We start from the raw sequence: 18,331 nt of genomic DNA on the forward strand, positions 1-18,331 counted from the left end.
TAGTTTTACGCGTCTAAAATCCCCAAGATTTTAAACAACCCAAATTAAAAACTAAACCTACTTAAATTATGAAACAAACCTACCTCAAGGTTTTAACCCTTTTTTCTTTACTCATAATTACAACTACTTACAGTAAAGCCCAAGAAGTTCATTCACCTACTGAATCTCACAATCATAGTGCTCTTGAGCATAATGGTAAGCGTATTAAAATTATAAACCCCTCTCATACGCAATTACAAAATATAGCAACCACCGGTATTGATTTAAAATGTGGTGCAAGCTTTATAGGTACAGATCTTTTTTTAGAACTTTCTGATACTGAGGTTGCCGAAATTGAAAGCCAAGGCGTTCCATTTACTACGATCATAGAAGATACAAGAGCCTACTATCAAGAACTTAATGATGTAGATCTTCCTAAGGCTATGCAGGAGCTTGAACTTTTAAAAGTCCAAGGTGCCTCTGGAGATGTATCCCGTTCTGTAAGCACGGTAGAAACTTCTATCTCAAATATTATACAATACGAAGGAGAATCTGAAGTAAACTGGCAAACGCCCCAAAATTTTGAGTTAGGCTCTATGAATGGATGTCTTACTTATACTGAGATGCTTGCCGAACTTGATAGAATGAGACAACTATACCCACACCTCATATCGGTACGTAAAGATGCTTCACTTGCCGAAGATGGCTCAGGAACACCTATAAAAACTCACGGTAACCAGTTTACTAATGGTGGGCAATACGATACTTGGGAACCCCAAACTATTTACTACGTACGTATTTCTGACAATCCTAATACTGACGAACCTAATGAGCCAGAATCTTTTTATAGTGGTATGACTCACTCTCGTGAGGTAAGCAGTATGATGAATATCATATACTATATGTGGTATGTACTAGAAAACTATGAGTCTGATGCAGATATTAAAAACCTCGTAGATAATCACGAGATGTATTTTGTACCAGTAGCAAATCCTGATGGTCTCTTATGGAATGAGCAAACTAACCCTAATGGTGGTGGTCTACAACGTAAGAATCTCAACCCTTCTGCAAATACAGGTAATAACTCTTCAAGAGGTGTAGACCTTAATAGAAACTATGAATACTTCTGGGGGTCAAATACTACTTATACTGGTAATGGTGCGGGTTCTAGTGGCACGCCTTCTTCAAATGTATACCGAGGAACAACGCCTTTTTCTGAACCAGAAACTCAAATAGTTAGAGCCTTTACAGCAAATCACGAGACCAAGACAGCATTAAACCATCACGCGACCTCAAACCTATTACCACACGCTTACAATGCATACCCAGGGTCTCCATCTTCTGGGCGTGAAGACGATTATGTAAAATTTTGCCACGACCTAACACACTTTAATAGGTACATATATGGTGAAGCACCAAATATTCTTACAGTTGCAAATGGAGATATGAGCGACTGGATGCTGGGTGGAGCACCAGACCCACTTAACAGTAACTCTGTAGGATCTGGTAAGGGCATACTAGCACTAGCTCCAGAAAACGGTGATCCTACTGGTGCCGAGGCAGATTCACAATATGGAACAGGCTTCTGGCCATTACCTTCACAAATTGTGTCTATTGCAGCTAGAGCAACACGTATGAACTTAGTAAATGCTTTATATGCAGGTAAACTAGCTCAACTACACGATGAAACGCCTTCTAATATTACAAGCACTACGGGAGACCTCAAATTTGGAATCGAGTATTTAGGAATGACAGCCAGCCCTGTAACCTTAACAGTTACACCAGTATCAAGTAATATTACTTCAATAGGCACAGTACCTACTCTAAACATCAATAAACAAGAACAATCTGATGTTACCGTGACTTACACTTTAGACAATAGTATAGCAAGTGGAGACACCATTGAGTATGAGGTTACTTTGAGTAATGATACTCATATCATTTATCAAGCAACTATTCAAAAAACATATCAAACCACAACTCTCTTTGCAGAAGATTTAAATCCGACAAGCTTAAATAACTGGACAAGCTCTGGAACAACAGGAGAGTGGGTAACTACATCTACAAGTGGTTTTGAAAACTCAAGGGGAATAACCTTTGATGCGACGCCTCCTTATGCAAATAATAAGAATGTAAATCTAGCTCTTAATCAAAGTTTCGATATATCAGACCTTTCTAAAACTACTCTTATTCAGTTTTTTGCTAAATGGGATTTAGAGCGTAGTTTTGACTACGTACAATTGCAAGGTCGAGATGGTAATACAGGGCAATGGATGGCTCTAAGCGGCAAGTACACAAAACCAGGAACCACTCTTGGTTCAAATAGGTATAGTCCTGCAAGCGGCTCTGGAGGAACTACAAAATCAACTGCAGATAGAGAAAACCAACCAGGATTAGAACCTGTTTTTGAAGGATTTAAAGGTGAAAAGTGGGTTCTTGAAGAAATTGAAATAAGCCCAGCTGCAAATACATTTTTATCTGGAGCTCAAGATTTACAACTACGTTTTGTGTTTGATAGTGACTCTTCAAACAATGATGATGGTTATACAACATCATTTGCTGGATTTTCTTTTGATGAATTTAAAATACTTAGTATAGATAATGATAGATCTTGTGTTGCAGGTACCTCACCCGTTAATCACGAAGATTTTGAAGTAGGTCTAGGTGCGTGGACTCAAAACGTAGGAGATGACGGTGACCTTTCAAGAGGTTCTGGAAACACCCCTGATAATAATACAGGACCATCTATTGCCTCACAAGGCACTTACTATTACTTTGTTGAGGCTACTGATAATACGATAGGTGTAGGAGCTAATGCAGAGGTGATTATAACAAGCCCTTGTATAGACTGGAATGGCGGCCTTACTGGTACATTTGATTTTGACTATCATATGAGAGGTTCAAATACAGGATCTCTTATTGTCGAAGCAAAACCGAGTACTAGTAATAACTGGACAACTGTGTTCTCAAGAAATGGTGCACAAAGTGCAAATGGTACAGATTGGAAAAACGGTTCTGTTAACCTTAATGCATACACAAACCAAGTATTTCAATTAAGATTTAGAATCATAACTGGAAATGGTGCCCTTAGTGATATTGCTATAGATAATTTGAGAATTGACCCTAATGACACAACTAGCCCTACTGCTGTATGCCAAGATGTTACTATCGGTTTAGGGTATGATGGAATAGCTGTACTTCAAGCAAATCAAATTGAGAATGGTTCTACAGATAATATTGGAATTGAGACCTATGCCTTAGATATTGACACTTTTGATTGTTCAAATATTGGTACTAACACAGTCACACTTACGGTTACTGATTTTAAGGGAAATACAGATACTTGTACAGCTACAGTAACAGTTGTTAATGATGAGGCTCCTATAGATATAATCGCAAGTAATATTTTTGAAACTACAGCTACAATAAGCTGGTTTCAGGCAGAAAGTGGTTCATATAGAGTACGCTTTCGCGAAAGCGGAACAACTACCTGGACAGCAAGTAATGTCACAACAAACTCTATAGACCTAACAGGTTTAACCGGTGTCACTACCTACGATGTGCAAGTAAGAACAAACTGTTCGGGTGGAAATTCTCCGTACAGTGATATAGTAAACTTTACTACAAGCTCTATATGTCCCGGAACGGAAGTTACACCTACAGAGGCTACACCGTATACCGAAAGTTTTGAAACAGGATTTGGAGACTGGACACAAATAAATGAAAGTAACGCTGCCATAGATATAGACTGGACGCGCATATCTGGACTTACCCCATCAAATACTGGAGGAAACCCTGCAGATACTACAGGACCGGATCAAGCATCTGATGGTAGTGTATATATCTACACAGAAGCATCTGGTGGTGATAATAACAAGACCGCAACATTAGAGTCTCCTTGTATAAACTTGCTTACTCCAGCGAGTGCGACTTTAACATTTGATTATCACAGATTTGGTGCAGAAATAGGAAATTTACATATAGATATAAGTGAAGATGGCGGAGCAACTTGGACTAGAGAGTTATCCAGAACAGGAGCTCAAGAACAAACTGCAAATGCAGATCCGTTTACTACCGTAGATGTGAACCTAGACACTTACGTAGGAGGTATTATTAAAGTGCGTATCATAGGAGAAACAGGAGACTCATTTGCTAGTGATATTGCGATAGATAATGTTATAATTAGTGTGAGTAATGATTTTATTTATGACGCAGGTACTTGGTCTCCTTTTGACCCAAGTGGCTTATCAAGTATAGATCATAATATTCAAGTCTTATCTGGAACCACATCCTTAACGGCAAATACTTTTATAAATAACGTAACTATAAGTCCAGGGGCAACACTTGATCTAGGTACTACTACTCTATCTACAACTGGTAATATTATAAATACCGGTACGCTTACAGCTAGTGATGCAACTGTAGAACTAAATGGTACAGGCCCTCAAAGTATTTTTGGTAATGAGTTTGAACTAGGTTCACTTACCTTAAATAATCCAGCAGGCGCTATACTATCTGCACCATTAAAACTTACAACACTACTAACACTTACAAATGGTCAACTTAACACAAGTAACCTACTTACTCTAGGCAGTGATGTTAATGGCACGGCTATGGTAGATGTTATTACTGGAGGAAGCATTGTAGGTAACGTTACAACAGAACGTTATATACCAGCAAGAAGAGCCTTTAGATTACTATCAAGTTCTGTTACTTCTACAACAAGTATTAATACAAACTGGCAAGAAGGTGGTAACAACACAGGTATTACCTACCCAGCAGATAATGTAAATCTTAATCCAGGTTATGGTACGCATATAACAGGTTCTACCACTGGAGAAAATGGTTTTGACGCTACAGGTTCTGGTAATCCTTCACTCTTTGCTCTTAATAATGGAGCACAAGCTTGGGAAGCGATTTCAAATACAGATGCGACAACACTTACAGCAGGAACTCCATTACGACTTATGGTACGAGGTGACAGAAGCATAGACCTTACGACTAACGCAGCAACACCTTCTAACACGACACTTAGAAGTACTGGAACGCTGGCAACGGCGACTATACAAACTACTGGAGCAGAGCTAAACCATAATGCAGGTGCTTTTAACTTTATTGGTAATCCGTATCAGGCATCTGTAAACGTAAACGATGTACTTGCTGGATCTAATAACATAAAAGCAAGTGAAGTATGGGTATGGGACGCCACACTTGGTGCAAGAGGACAATATGTAACCGTATTACTAGATGGAACTGGCTCTAGCAATGGTGCTACTTCAAAAAGCTACCATTACATACAACCAGGACAGTCATTCTTTACAGCTACTGAAAATACTGTAGGTGATAACTCTACCTCTGTTGTGTTTAACGAGACAGATAAGGCTGTTGGTAACGATGTAGCTGTTTTTAACAATAACGCAACCACATTTGCTAGCTCGTCACAACTTATCGCAAAACTTTATAGAACTGACAGGTACGGTACAGATGCAGGTTTACAAGATAACTTTGTAATTCTTTATGATAACAATTTTAGTAATGAATTAACTAGTGAAGATGTATCAAAGTTTTATAACATCGACGAAAATATGGGAATCTTAAAAGAAGGTACCCTACTTAGTGTAGATAAACTGGCTATGCCTACAGAAAATGATGAAGTACAACTTTATAATGCCTTGTACAGAGTATCTAATTATACATTAGATATTACGGCAAGTGGTTTTAATGAAGTTACACCTTATCTAGAGGACACCTACACAGGAGAGCTTACAATGCTAGAGAATGGTCTTAACACGATAACTTTTTCTGTAGACCAAACTATAGATGCAAGTATAGAAGCTACTCGATTTAAAATTGTTTATCAAGCTCAAGCTTTATCTACAGAAGGTAATGATACCATAGATTTTGCAATGTACCCTAACCCAGTAACAGATGGAATATTATCTCTTACAGCTACAAAACTTGCAGGATTAACTGTAGATGTTACCATTACAAATCTCTTAGGTCAGCAAGTTATTGCACAACCCCTATTATTTGACGGAGCGACAGCTACCATCACAAATTTACATAACCTAAAAGCAGGTGTTTATATCCTAAACATTACAAGTCAAGATGTAGCAATATCGCACAGAATTGTAATTCAATAAAAACACCAACTTAAATTTATAAAAATGAAAAATTCAATATTCAAAAAATATATATTAAGTACTTTATTTGTAGTTTTTATATCAACAAGTGCTTCCTCGCAAATAACATTTGCAAATGATGTAAATGATCAAGCACCTGTTGCACCTATAGATGGTTTTGTAACCGTAGGTATTGTAGCTGGAGCATTCCTAGGCTTACGGAAAAGGTTTAAAGATTAATGTTATTTATCATTAGAAAAAGGGGAGGTTATCTTAGGGTAACTTCTCCTTTTTTTTTGCGCTTTCGCGAAAGCGTAAACACTCTAATTGTAAAATTTAACTGGAATATATATGTATTTCGTCGATGGTAAAATGCACCTTATCTGAAATAAACAAGTAAAAATTAAGTGTGATTTCTTTAAAAACATCGATGAAATACATAAATCACAGTTGAATTACGCTATTTTAACACTTTTTAACGCTTTACACCGTAAAATTTAGTAATTTAGCAATCCCAACTATTTTTAAAGATCCTAAGGTCCCTTTAAAAGACAATATTTACATTATGAAAAAAACTACTCTAAGCCAAGCAATTGGCTTAATGTCCCTCATTCTTTTCATTACCACATTTGCGCACACGAGTAGTGCCCAAACCGTACTCTTCGATGCAGATTTTAATGATACTGTAGGAGATAATGCTTGGACTAATAGTGCTGGAAATACTAATGGATCATTTTTAATTCAAACTGGACCCGGCTATGTTATTAACACACCACACAATAACTATAATAATAACACACGTATTGGTATAGAGAGCCCATCCATAGACTTCTCTGGTTATAATAACCTTACTTTTGATATAGAGCGATATATAAATACAGAAGCTGGTTGGGATGGTGCTCAAATACAATACAGCATAGGCGGAAGCGCTTGGACTGTTCTTGGCTCTGCGGCAACAGGATATTATAATGATACAGATGTAGATGGTATTGCAAATAATGCTGATGGCTGGTCTGGTAATGTAAATGCTTTTACGCCTGCAAATCAATTAAACTTAAGCGCTTTAGACCCTGCTTTTGACGGGGCTACAAACGTGAGATTTAGAATATTCTTTGCCTCAGATGGTGCATTTAATGATGACGGAGTAGCATTTAGAAGTGTAATTGTAAGAGGAACATTAAGTACCCCTCAACCAGAGATAGCCATCTCTGGTCAAGGCATTGTAATACCTGATGGAGATACAACTCCAGCTATTAATGACGATACAGACTACGGGACAATAACTGCAGGAACTACACTTAATCGTACATTTACTATTACTAATTCTGGTACAGCGGTGCTCAACTTGTCTGGCTGGACATTAGGAGGAGCAAACCCAGGTGAATTTAGCATTACCACTCCTCCACCATCGACTATCGCAGCTGGAGCATCTGCAACATTTGTAATCACATATAACCCAACTTTAGGAGGTACACATAATGCCACTTTTACTGTGGCTAATAATGATAGTAATGAAAACCCTTATAGTTTTAGCATAACAGGTGAATCAGAGGGTCCCCAACCGGAAATAGCCATTGATGGTCTAGGAAACCAAGTTACTGATGGAAGCACAACCCCTGCAGTAAGTAATGCAACAGATTTTGGCACAAGCCTTATAGGTAACTCTAAGGTGAGCACATTTAATATAAATAATATAGGCTCTGCAAATCTACTACTTACTGGAGCTTCTCCATATGTTCAGATTACCGGTTCTGGCTACTTCTCATTAACTCAGGTACCTGTTAATAGTATTATACCAGGTGGAGGTTCAACTACTTTTGAAATCACATATACTCCCGCACTACCTGGAGTCCACACAGCAACTGTAAGTATTACAAATAACGATAGTGATGAAAACCCATTTAACTTTACAATTACTGGACAAGGAGTGATTACTACTTCTCCAGAAATCGATATATCTGGAAATGGCGTAACGATAACAGATGGCGATACAACACCATCTACAGCAGATAATACTGACTATGGTAATACTTTTATAGGTTCTTCTACTACAAGAGATTTTTTAATAACAAACTCTGGTACAAGTGACCTTGTTTTAAACGGTACACCCTTAGTTGAAATAACGGGTGCCGGGAGTGGAGATTTTAGTGTATCTGCATTACCTAATAATATTATCCCTGCTGGAGGAACATCTAGTTTTCAAATCACATATTTCCCAGGAGCTGTGGGGTCTGGTAATCCAACGATAACAGTAAGTTCTAATGATGCAAATGAAGGAGTTTATACATTTGAACTTTTAGCCACTTCCTCCATAGATCCAACTCCACAATATACAATATACCACGAGGCCTTTGACAGCACTGACGGAGGATGGACTGTAACAAATCCTGGAGGACAAACGGTATGGACTTATGGAATGAATCCAGATGAACCAGCTAGTGAAGGAAATTTTTGGTACACAGATAATTACAACAACTACGTACCTAATAGTAATACGTATGTTACTAGCCCTATAATAGATTGTTCTGGTTATACTGATCTTAGATTACAGATAGATGTACGATACAATCTAGATAATGATCCTGATGATGCAATGAATATTGAGTACTCACCAGATGGAGGTACTAATTGGGTTATTTTAGGAACTGTAGCCGAACTCGCCGAAAAAAGATGGTATACCGAAACAGATGCAGATGGCTTAGGAAACAATATTGATGGATGGTCTGGAATTAATTATAACGGAAATGACATTAATAAATCAGATTTTAGTAAGTCGTTCATAGAATTACCTGCTACGCTATATGATAATAATCAAGTTCGAGTTCGAGTTCGTTTTGCTTCAGACGGCGATACAACTGTTGACGATGGTGCAAACTTTGACAACATAATAATTTCTGGGAATCCAATGGTTATTCCGCCAAATCCTTCTCTTGGGCCTGGTGATGTAACTGGAAATTTAAAACTGTGGTTAAAATCAGATTATGGAATAGCTGCCACAAGCGGTGCAGCAACCCAGACTTGGAGTGACCAAGCTTCAGATAATGATGCACTCTTAACTCACGAAAATGCCCCTATTTATTACAATACATTTGATGAAAATATTAATCATAATCCGGTAATAAAATTTACCGAAGCCGATAGAACACAACTAAAGGGAAAAGGTGGTCTATATAGTAGAGAGTATTGGGTAGTTATGCAACAAGAAGGAACCATAGACGGTACCACGGCTAGTGCTTATGAAGGAATCATTGGAGGCCGAGCTGGTGATACTCAATTTTCCGAAGATGGTAGTGGTTTTTGGACAGGAAAAATTTCTGTAAGATTTAATGGTAGTGATAATATGTTATCTCATATGGTAGGTACAACGCCTCAAACTGTTAGTGCTACTACTACAGAATCTTATGGAAGAGCATATTCTAGCCCTACAGATTCTTATACTGATGAAGTAATTATTGTAAACATCAAAGCTAATAACCTAGGTAATGTCACTGAAATATATAAGAATGGAATCCAAGTAGATAACGTTACTGCCAGATCATCTAATAGTAATGAAATTTTACCTTATGATGATTTTATTAACTCAACATACTCACTAGGTGTAAGTAGAGCTGGACTTAACAGAACAGATATTTCCACTTGGATGAATGGTAAAATAACAGAAGTTATTAGTTTTTCTTCGCCAAACTCTGATTATGACCAAAAGAGAATACAATCATACCTTGCTCTTAAAAATGGCGTAACCTTACATAGTACAAACAGCACAACTCAAACAAGAGAAGGTGATGAAAACTATGTTGATAGTGATGGTTCTATTATTTGGGATACCGCTATACATACAGGATATACATATGACATAGCTGGTATAGGTAGAGATGACGATGCAACACTTAACCAAAAGCAATCAACGTCAAGTAACCCAGGTGCGATTATTACAATGGGACTTACGGATATTTATGATACAAATTCTGACAATATCGCAAGCAACGCAAATACTGTAGCAGATAAAAACTTCCTTATGTGGGGTAATAATAACGAATCGCTAGCAGCAGCAGCACCTATATCTGTAGATATGAGTAATGGTATTGCTGGTTTATCTACGCTAGTGGATTTTACCGCGATTAGAAGAACTTGGAAGGTAGTCGAGACTGGATCTGTAGGAGATGTTAAGATCTCAATTCCAGAAGTGAGCTTAACTGCTACTATTACTCCGCCTGGTGATTTCTTAATGTTTGTATCTGACACACCTTCATTTAGTCCAACTTCAGAATACAGAATTATGAACGTCGTAGGTGATAATCTTGAGACTACCTATGATTTTGAAGGAACTAAGTACATAACCTTCGGCTATGCTCCAGAATACTACTATGAGCGCTCTATCACCTTTGATGGAGTACAAGATTATATGGACGCAGAAGATGTTGCAGATCTCACAGGACCATTTACTATATCTGCTTGGGTAAAAAGAGGACCCAACTCTGGTAACAGAGAGATTATTTCAAAGCGTAATGTTCCTTTTACAGAAGGCTACTCTTTAAGATTAAACGCGGCTTTTAGACCACGTATACAGTGGAAAGATGCTGGTGGCACAACTCGTGCTCACAATGCTTCTACAACACTACCACTAGATGAATGGCATCACGTTGCTGTAATCTACAATGGTACTAGAGTAACATTTTATATTGATGGAGTTGAAGATACAGGTCGTAATCTACCTGCTCCCGCGGCTTCTAGTCAACACCTGCTTATAGCGGCTACAGACCACGCAAGTCCTTCAAACTTTTTTGATGGAACCATTGATGAAGTACGAATATGGAATGATGACCTTACACAACAGCAATTACAGTTCATTATGAACCAAGAAATTGAAAGGTTTACAGATGCCTCTGTAGTAGGGAAAATTATACCTCAAAATATTTCTAAAAATGAAGTAGCTACTATTCCTTGGAGCAATCTAGAGTTATATCTACCTATGAATAGGTACACGTTTACAAATGTTAAAGATGAGTCTGACAATAACCACGTGGCAGCTATAAAAAATCTAGAAACTGTAGATTTCCAAACAGCTCCTCTACCATATGTTTCTGAAACTAATGGGGACTGGACTAATAGCAACACTTGGGAGAATGGTAGTACACAACAGATACCTGGCGCTGTTTCCATAGTAGATTCTAATGAGACTATAGACTGGAACATTGTTCAAACTTCACATAATGTAACTACTAATGAAAATAACACAGTCTTAGGCCTAGATGTTATAACGAATGAATTAAGTATTGAGAATGATAGTAAAATTGAAGTTTCTCACTATTTAAAATTAGATGGTTTAATGGATTTAGTTGGCGAGTCTCAACTTATCCAAACGGAAAATAGTGATATTGACCTAGCTAGTTCTGGTAGGCTAGAAAAAGATCAACAAGGAACATCAGACACCTACTCGTATAACGTTTGGTCTTCGCCAGTTGGTCTTGTAAATACAAGCACTATAAATCAAGGTCATTCTATTTCTACTATAATGAATGATGGTACAGACCCTAATAGCCCAGCAACGATGACTTTTGGAACTGGATATAACGGAGCACCAACCTCTCCTGTAACAATAAGTGACTTTTGGTTATTTGCATACCGAAACAATCTTGCAAATACCTACAGTGCTTGGGAGCATATAGGTAACGCCGGAAACTTAGTTGCGGGTGATGGATACACGATGAAGGGACCAGGTACTGGAGCAGTACCAGACCCACAGAATTATACATTTATAGGAAAACCTAATAATGGAACAACAGCAGAGCCTATAAACAAAACAATTAATGCAGGTAATCAATATCTTGTTGGTAATCCATTCCCATCTGCTATAGATGCAAATACATTTATAAACGATAATCCACATCTTACTGGAACCTTACTTTTCTGGGAACACTGGGGTGGCGGAAGCCACTACCTGTCAGATTATCAAGCAGGGTATGCTTTATATACCTTAAGCGGTGGTACACCAGCAGTAAGCCATCCAGCTGTGAGTCAAACAGGATCTGGAACTAAAACACCAACTCGTTTTATAGCAGTTGGCCAAGGATTCTTTGTCGAGGCTGTATCAACTGGCACTACTACTTTTAACAACAGACAGAGAGCGTTTGCAAAAGAGAGTACCTCTTCTACATTCTTCTTTAATTCTGATCAAGAAGAAGATACAGATGACAGTAACATTGAAGATGCCGTAGTGCAAGAAGAAGATCTTAGAGAGAAGTTTAGAATAGGGTTTGATTCTCCTAGTCAATTCCATAGACAATTGCTTATGACAATTGACGAGAATACAACTTTTGACTATGACAGAGCTTATGATGGCGTTATCACATCAAATCCTACTGAGGATATGACTTGGATGCTCGAAGATGAAATGGCTATCATACTAGGAGTACCTGCTATAGAAAACGATCGTCAATTTCCGGTAAGAGTTACTCTACCTATAGATGGAGAGATATCAATAGGACTCGATGACTTAGAAAATGTTAATACAGATAATGTATCTGTTTATGTACTTGATGAACTTTTAGGTACTACAACAGATATTACAAATCTTCAAGACAAGTATACCATAACACTCTCCGCAGGTACTTATGAAGATAGATTTTACATCGTTTTCCAAAGAGCAGAAAGTGAAGAACAAGAGGAAGAAGAAACTACAGATGAAGAAGAGCAAGAACAAACTGATGAGGAAACTACAGAAGATGACGAAGTAGCTCAAGATACAGATGTAGAAGAAGAAGTCGTAATAGAAGACACTTTTGAATCTGACTCTATTAGTGTGTATTTTAATATAGATTCACAAGCAATCATAATAGACAAATCGCAAGATTATGAAATAAAATCGCTGCAGTTGTTCAATATTCTAGGGCAACTTATAAAAGATTGGACTCCAGATAATGAAGCTACACATTTAGAACTCCCAGTACTAGACGTTGCTCCAGGGGCATATATTCTTAATATAGAAAAGCCGCAAACTATGGAGACTCAAAAATTAATTATTCACTAGCATTGCTTATATAAGCAAGGTATTATAAAGGCTTCCAGATGGAAGCCTTTATTTTTTTTACGCTTTCTCCCTATTTTAACATCTAGCACTCATAAATCTTAGGGTAAAGTTAATTACAGTATATAGATGTTAAATAACATTCGGTCGGTAGTCCAAAGATTCTTACCTGGCGTAAAACCATTCAAATCATTGTTAAACTTGAATGAATCCAGATATGAATATAACGACCAATCCATCAAGAGAAATCCCCACAACTGCATCTTATAATAAAGAACATAACCCGCAGAGCTCTTTACAAAAAGACTCAAAAAACCCTTGGGGAGTATTTGTACTTCTCGCTACCTTTCTGCTTCTAGCCGTCTCAGCATATATCGCATATATGCTTCGCTATGATTTTTCACAATTAGATTTTGAGCGTAAGAGCTCGATATTTGGTTATGGCTTTATGACCTTTGCTTCTACCCTCCTCGTTTTTAAAAGTAGCTTCTTTATCTATACCCTATATCACTATTTTAAATATAAACCTGTAGCATCAGTAAGTGATCAAGAGTTACCCACTTGTACAGTTATTGTCCCTGCATACAACGAAGGAAAACAAGTATATGCAACCCTCAAAAGTCTTGCAGCTAGTGATTACCCTTTGCACAAACTAGAACTACTGTCTATAGATGATGGTAGTCAAGACGACACTTGGTACTGGATGCAAAAAGCAAAAAAAGAGCTAGGTGATCGAGTTTCCATCTGTAAGCAACCTAAAAATATGGGGAAACGTCACGCCTTATATAGAGGCTTTAATGAAGGAAAAGGTGACATCTTCATCACAGTAGACAGTGACTCTATAGTAGATGCAAATACCTTAAGACTATTAGTAAGTCCCTTTATAGGTAATAAAAAATGTGGAGCTGTAGCAGGAAATATACGCGTGCTCAATAAAGAAAGAGCCCTGTTACCAAAAATGCTAGATGTGAGCTTCACCCTTAGTTTTGAGTTTGTGAGAAGCGCAGAGAGTAACGTAAATGCAGTATTATGTACACCAGGAGCACTGGCAGCATACAGAAGAGATGCAGTATTTGCTTGCCTAGATGAATGGATTGATCAAAAATTTATGGGCAAATCTTCAGATATAGGAGAAGACAGAGCGCTTACTAATATGATCTTAAAACAAGGACTGCACGTGCTTTTCCAAAAAAATGCATATGCTTATACTAACGTCCCAGAAAAGTATAAAGGCCTTTATAAAATGTATATAAGATGGGGGCGTAGCAACGTAAGAGAAAACCTAGCTATGGCAAAGTATGTGTTTACAAACTTTAGAAAAGAGTCTAAAGTAGGCGCAAGACTGTTATTTGTAAATCAGTTTTTAACAATTTTAATGAGTTACCCATTTCTCATATTTATGCTCTTATTTGTAGCAACACATCCCATTTTATTTTTAACATCAACTCTTGTAAGTATTTTAATTGTCACCACTTTTCCGGCTTTATTTTATGCAAGAAAGTACACGCCATCTGAGTCATTTTGGGCATATACTTACAGTCTTGTCTATACCTTTGGTTTATTTTGGATAACTCCATATGCCATTGCCACCGCAGGTAAAAGCGGCTGGTTAACACGTAGTTTACCACAAGCAGCATAAGTAAGATGTATTAATATAAAAGCCCTCATTATTAATAATGAGGGCTTTTTATTTTTATAGATAATTACGCTTTCGCGAAAGCGTAACTCAAACCAATAGTTGAAACAACTCAGGTTTATCATTAAGATATTCACCAAAGAACTTACGCTTATGCATTCTCTCTACTAGAGGTTCCAGATCTTCTGGAGATTTTATCTCAATACCCACAATAGCTGGGCCTTGCTCCCTACTGGTCTTTTTTGAATATTCAAAATAAGTGATATCATCTGTATTACCGAGTACATCTGCCACAAACTCTTTAAGAGCACCCGCTCGCTGCGGGAATTTAATAATAAAGTAATGCTTTAACCCTTGATATAAGAGTGCTCGTTCTTTAATCTCTGGAGTTCTGGTAATGTCATTATTACTACCACTTACTACACAGGCTATATTCTTACCACGTATCTCCTCTTTAAATTGATCTAAAACTGCGAGAGTAAGTGCTCCTGCAGGTTCTACTACAATGGCATCTCTATTGTACAGATCTAGTATAGTCTGGCATATTTTACCCTCTGGCACGCTCACAACTTGATCTACTAGCTGCTGGACGATACTAAAGTTGCGCTCTCCTACTCGTTGTACAGCGGCACCATCTACAAACTTGTCTATCTCTGTTAAGGTGGTATTCTCTTTTTGTAAAAGAGAGTTCATCATCGCAGGCGCTCCTCCAGGCTCTACGCCTATAATTTTTGTTTTGGGAGAAAGATGATGAAACACACTAGATAATCCCGCGATAAGGCCACCGCCACCTACTGGTACAAAAACATAATCCAGAGGCTTTTCTGACTGAGTTACCATCTCAAGCCCTACAGTTGCCTGGCCTTCTATAATTTTTTCATCATCAAAGGGGTGTACAAAGGTTTTGTGTTGCGATATGCAAGCTTCACTTGCTTTTGCATAAGCATCGTCAAAGGTGTCACCGGTGAGTACAACCTCAACCCAAGTGTCACCAAACATTTGTACCTGCTCTACCTTTTGTTTTGGAGTAGTTGCAGGCATATAGATGGCCCCTTTTATATGAAGTTTTGCACAACTAAGAGCTACGCCTTGTGCGTGGTTACCAGCACTTGCACAAACAATACCTGCTTGCTTCTGCTCATCTGTAAGCGTACTTATTTTATTAAACGCGCCGCGTATTTTATAGCTACGTACCTGTTGTAAGTCCTCACGCTTTAAAAACACCTCTGCCTCATACTTTTTTGAGTATGTAAAACTGCGCATAAACGGTGTCTTTGAGACCACTTTGCGCACCCTGTTTGCCGCATCTGTTACAGATTTGAGTGTGGGTATGTATGTTTTGAGCGTTTCTTCCATAAGTATCCACCGCGAGGTGGCAATAAGTACTAGCTTAGAACAGCTTCTTGCTCTTCGGTTTTTACTTTTTTCATAGCAACCATTGCTTTACGTAGGGTTGCTCCTATTTCTTCTACAGGGTGGTTACGTATGGCATCATTTACAGCAATGAGCTCTTGATTATCTACTCCATTATCGTGAGTAAAAGAGATACCTATAATATCTGTATCTACCGTTTTCATAAAGTCTGTAAGGAGTGGTTTACAGGCGTGATCAAAAAGATAACAACCATACTCTGCCGTGTCTGAAATAATACGATTCATCTCAAAAAGCTTCTTTCTTGCAATGGTATTTGCAATAAGTGGTGTCTCGTGTAGTGACTCATAATAAGCACTTTCTTCTATAATACCTGCAGCTGTCATCGTTTCAAACGCTAGCTCTACACCAGCCTTTACCATTGCTACCATAAGCACACCGTGGTCAAAATACTCTTGCTCACTTATCTCTTGTGATGTGATTTCTTGCTTTTCAAAATTGGTCTCTCCAGTGGCAGCTCTCCAGGTGTGAAGATTTTTATCATCTGCAGCCCAGTCTTCCATCATAGTTTTTGAGAAGTGACCAGAGATAATATCATCCATATGCTTCTCAAAAAGCGGTCTCATTATATCCTTAAGCTCTTCTGATAGGTTATATGCTTTAATCTTAGACGGGTTATCGAGACGATCCATCATATTTGTGATACCACCGTGCTTAAGTGCTTCTGTAATAGTCTCCCATCCATACTGTATGAGTTTACCTGCATATGCCGGGTCTATACCCTTCTCTACCATTTTATCAAAACAGAGTATCGATCCCGTTTGTAACACACCACATAAGATGGTTTGCTCGCCCATAAGATCAGACTTTACCTCTGCCACAAAAGAAGATTCTAGTACTCCTGCTCTGTGACCACCTGTAGCCGCTGCATATGCTTTAGCTTGAGCAAGCCCCTTTCCTTCTGGATCATTATCTGGGTGTACTGCGATAAGTGTAGGTACGCCAAAACCTCTTTTATATTCCTCACGTACCTCAGACCCTGGACACTTAGGAGCTACCATAATTACCGTAAGGTCATCACGTACCTGCATCCCTTCTTCTACAATATTAAAACCGTGCGAGTAAGCAAGTGTTGCTCCTTGCTTCATAAGCGGCATAACTGCTTTTACTACGGCTGTATGCTGCTTGTCTGGAGTAAGGTTTAAAACTAGATCTGCCGTAGGGATTAATTCTTCATAAGTTCCTACCGTAAAACCATTTGAAGTGGCATTTTTATAAGACTGGCGCTTTTCTGTAATTGCTCCTTCTCTTAGTGCATAAGAAATATCACAGCCGCTATCTCTCATATTGAGACCTTGGTTAAGTCCTTGTGCACCGCACCCTACAATCACGATTTTCTTATCTGCAATGGCAGCAATACCATCTTCAAACTCACTGGCATCCATAAAGCGGCATTTTCCCAGTTGTGATAATTGATCCCTTAGTGGTAATGTGTTAAAATAATTTTTCATTGTAATTACATTGCGGAGAATTCTTTTTTTGCTTTCGCGAAAGCGGTCTTACCCTCCTAGGTTGTTGGATTAGTTCTTTTATATTAGTTATCTAAGCTTGGGATTTGCCAAAGGCGACCTCATTACTCTCTTCTATACGTTGTAATAATGTAGAAATAGGCATCTCTGTTTTTGTGACTGCTATTCTACCAGAGCGTGTAAATTGCATTATCCCAAAAGGTTTAAGCTCTCTATGTACAAGCTCAATCTCTGAGCGTCTTCCTGCTTTTTCAAGCACAAAGAAGTCCTTATTTACAGTCACGATACGCGCCTGACTTTCTTTTATAATATTTTGAATTTGAGGCTCTTCAAAAAGTAAATTTGACTTGATCTTAAATAGCGCACTCTCTGTAAAGATGGTTTCCTCATCTGTGTGATAAAATGCCTTTATCACCTCAACTTGACGTTCTATCTGGCCTTGTATTTTTGCCATTTGCTCTTCTGTGACATTTACTACGATGATAAATTTAAACACATCATCTATCTCACTTTCTGAGGCAGAAAGGCTTTCTATATTAATCTTACGACGCTGAAATATAGCCGAAATACGGTTTAATAACCCAATATTATTTTCGGTATATATGTTTACGGTAAATGTTTTTACTTCACTCATAGGTAACCTGTTTATGTATACTTTGTACTGCTGTAT

At 38.0% G+C, this 18,331-nt stretch carries 7 protein-coding genes; 4 read left to right on the forward strand and 3 right to left on the reverse strand.

The annotated features are described in order from the left end of the window. Nucleotides 1-68: 68 nt before the first annotated feature. The 4 genes from Q0948_RS02220 to Q0948_RS02235 all read left to right on the forward strand — a co-directional run bounded on the left by Q0948_RS02220 (nucleotide 69) and on the right by Q0948_RS02235 (nucleotide 14,764). Complete coding sequence (locus Q0948_RS02220; RefSeq protein WP_298347949.1) at nucleotides 69-6,122, forward strand: M14 family zinc carboxypeptidase; 6,054 nt, start codon at nucleotides 69-71, stop codon at nucleotides 6,120-6,122. 24 nt (nucleotides 6,123-6,146) lie between these two features. Then, a complete protein-coding gene (locus Q0948_RS02225; RefSeq protein WP_298347948.1) occupies nucleotides 6,147-6,341 on the forward strand; it encodes a hypothetical protein in 195 nt (64 codons plus the stop codon). Between the two features lie 325 nt (nucleotides 6,342-6,666). Next, on the forward strand, nucleotides 6,667-13,128 hold the full coding sequence (locus tag Q0948_RS02230) for a choice-of-anchor D domain-containing protein (RefSeq protein WP_298347947.1): 6,462 nt from the start codon (nucleotides 6,667-6,669) through the stop codon (nucleotides 13,126-13,128). Between the two features lie 214 nt (nucleotides 13,129-13,342). Next, nucleotides 13,343-14,764, forward strand: a complete 1,422-nt coding sequence (locus Q0948_RS02235) for a glycosyltransferase (RefSeq protein WP_298491201.1) — start codon at nucleotides 13,343-13,345, stop codon at nucleotides 14,762-14,764. 87 nt (nucleotides 14,765-14,851) lie between these two features. On the opposite strand, the gene ilvA is transcribed toward Q0948_RS02235, so the two are convergent. From ilvA to ilvN, 3 genes are all read right to left on the reverse strand, one after another. Continuing rightward, nucleotides 14,852-16,117 (reverse strand): threonine ammonia-lyase IlvA, encoded by a 1,266-nt coding sequence (gene ilvA / locus Q0948_RS02240; protein ID WP_298347945.1) that lies wholly within the window; start codon nucleotides 16,115-16,117, stop codon nucleotides 14,852-14,854. A gap of 29 nt (nucleotides 16,118-16,146) precedes the next feature. Continuing rightward, the gene (gene ilvC, locus Q0948_RS02245) at nucleotides 16,147-17,643 is read right to left on the reverse strand and encodes a ketol-acid reductoisomerase (protein ID WP_298347944.1); all 1,497 of its coding nucleotides are present in this window, start codon (nucleotides 17,641-17,643) and stop codon (nucleotides 16,147-16,149) included. A gap of 91 nt (nucleotides 17,644-17,734) precedes the next feature. Beyond that, a complete protein-coding gene (gene ilvN / locus Q0948_RS02250) occupies nucleotides 17,735-18,295 on the reverse strand; it encodes an acetolactate synthase small subunit (protein WP_035325165.1) in 561 nt (186 codons plus the stop codon). Nucleotides 18,296-18,331 lie beyond the last annotated feature (36 nt).

Origin of the sequence: uncultured Dokdonia sp., from assembly GCF_947496725.1 — a bacterium.
Taxonomy (GTDB): domain Bacteria; phylum Bacteroidota; class Bacteroidia; order Flavobacteriales; family Flavobacteriaceae; genus Dokdonia.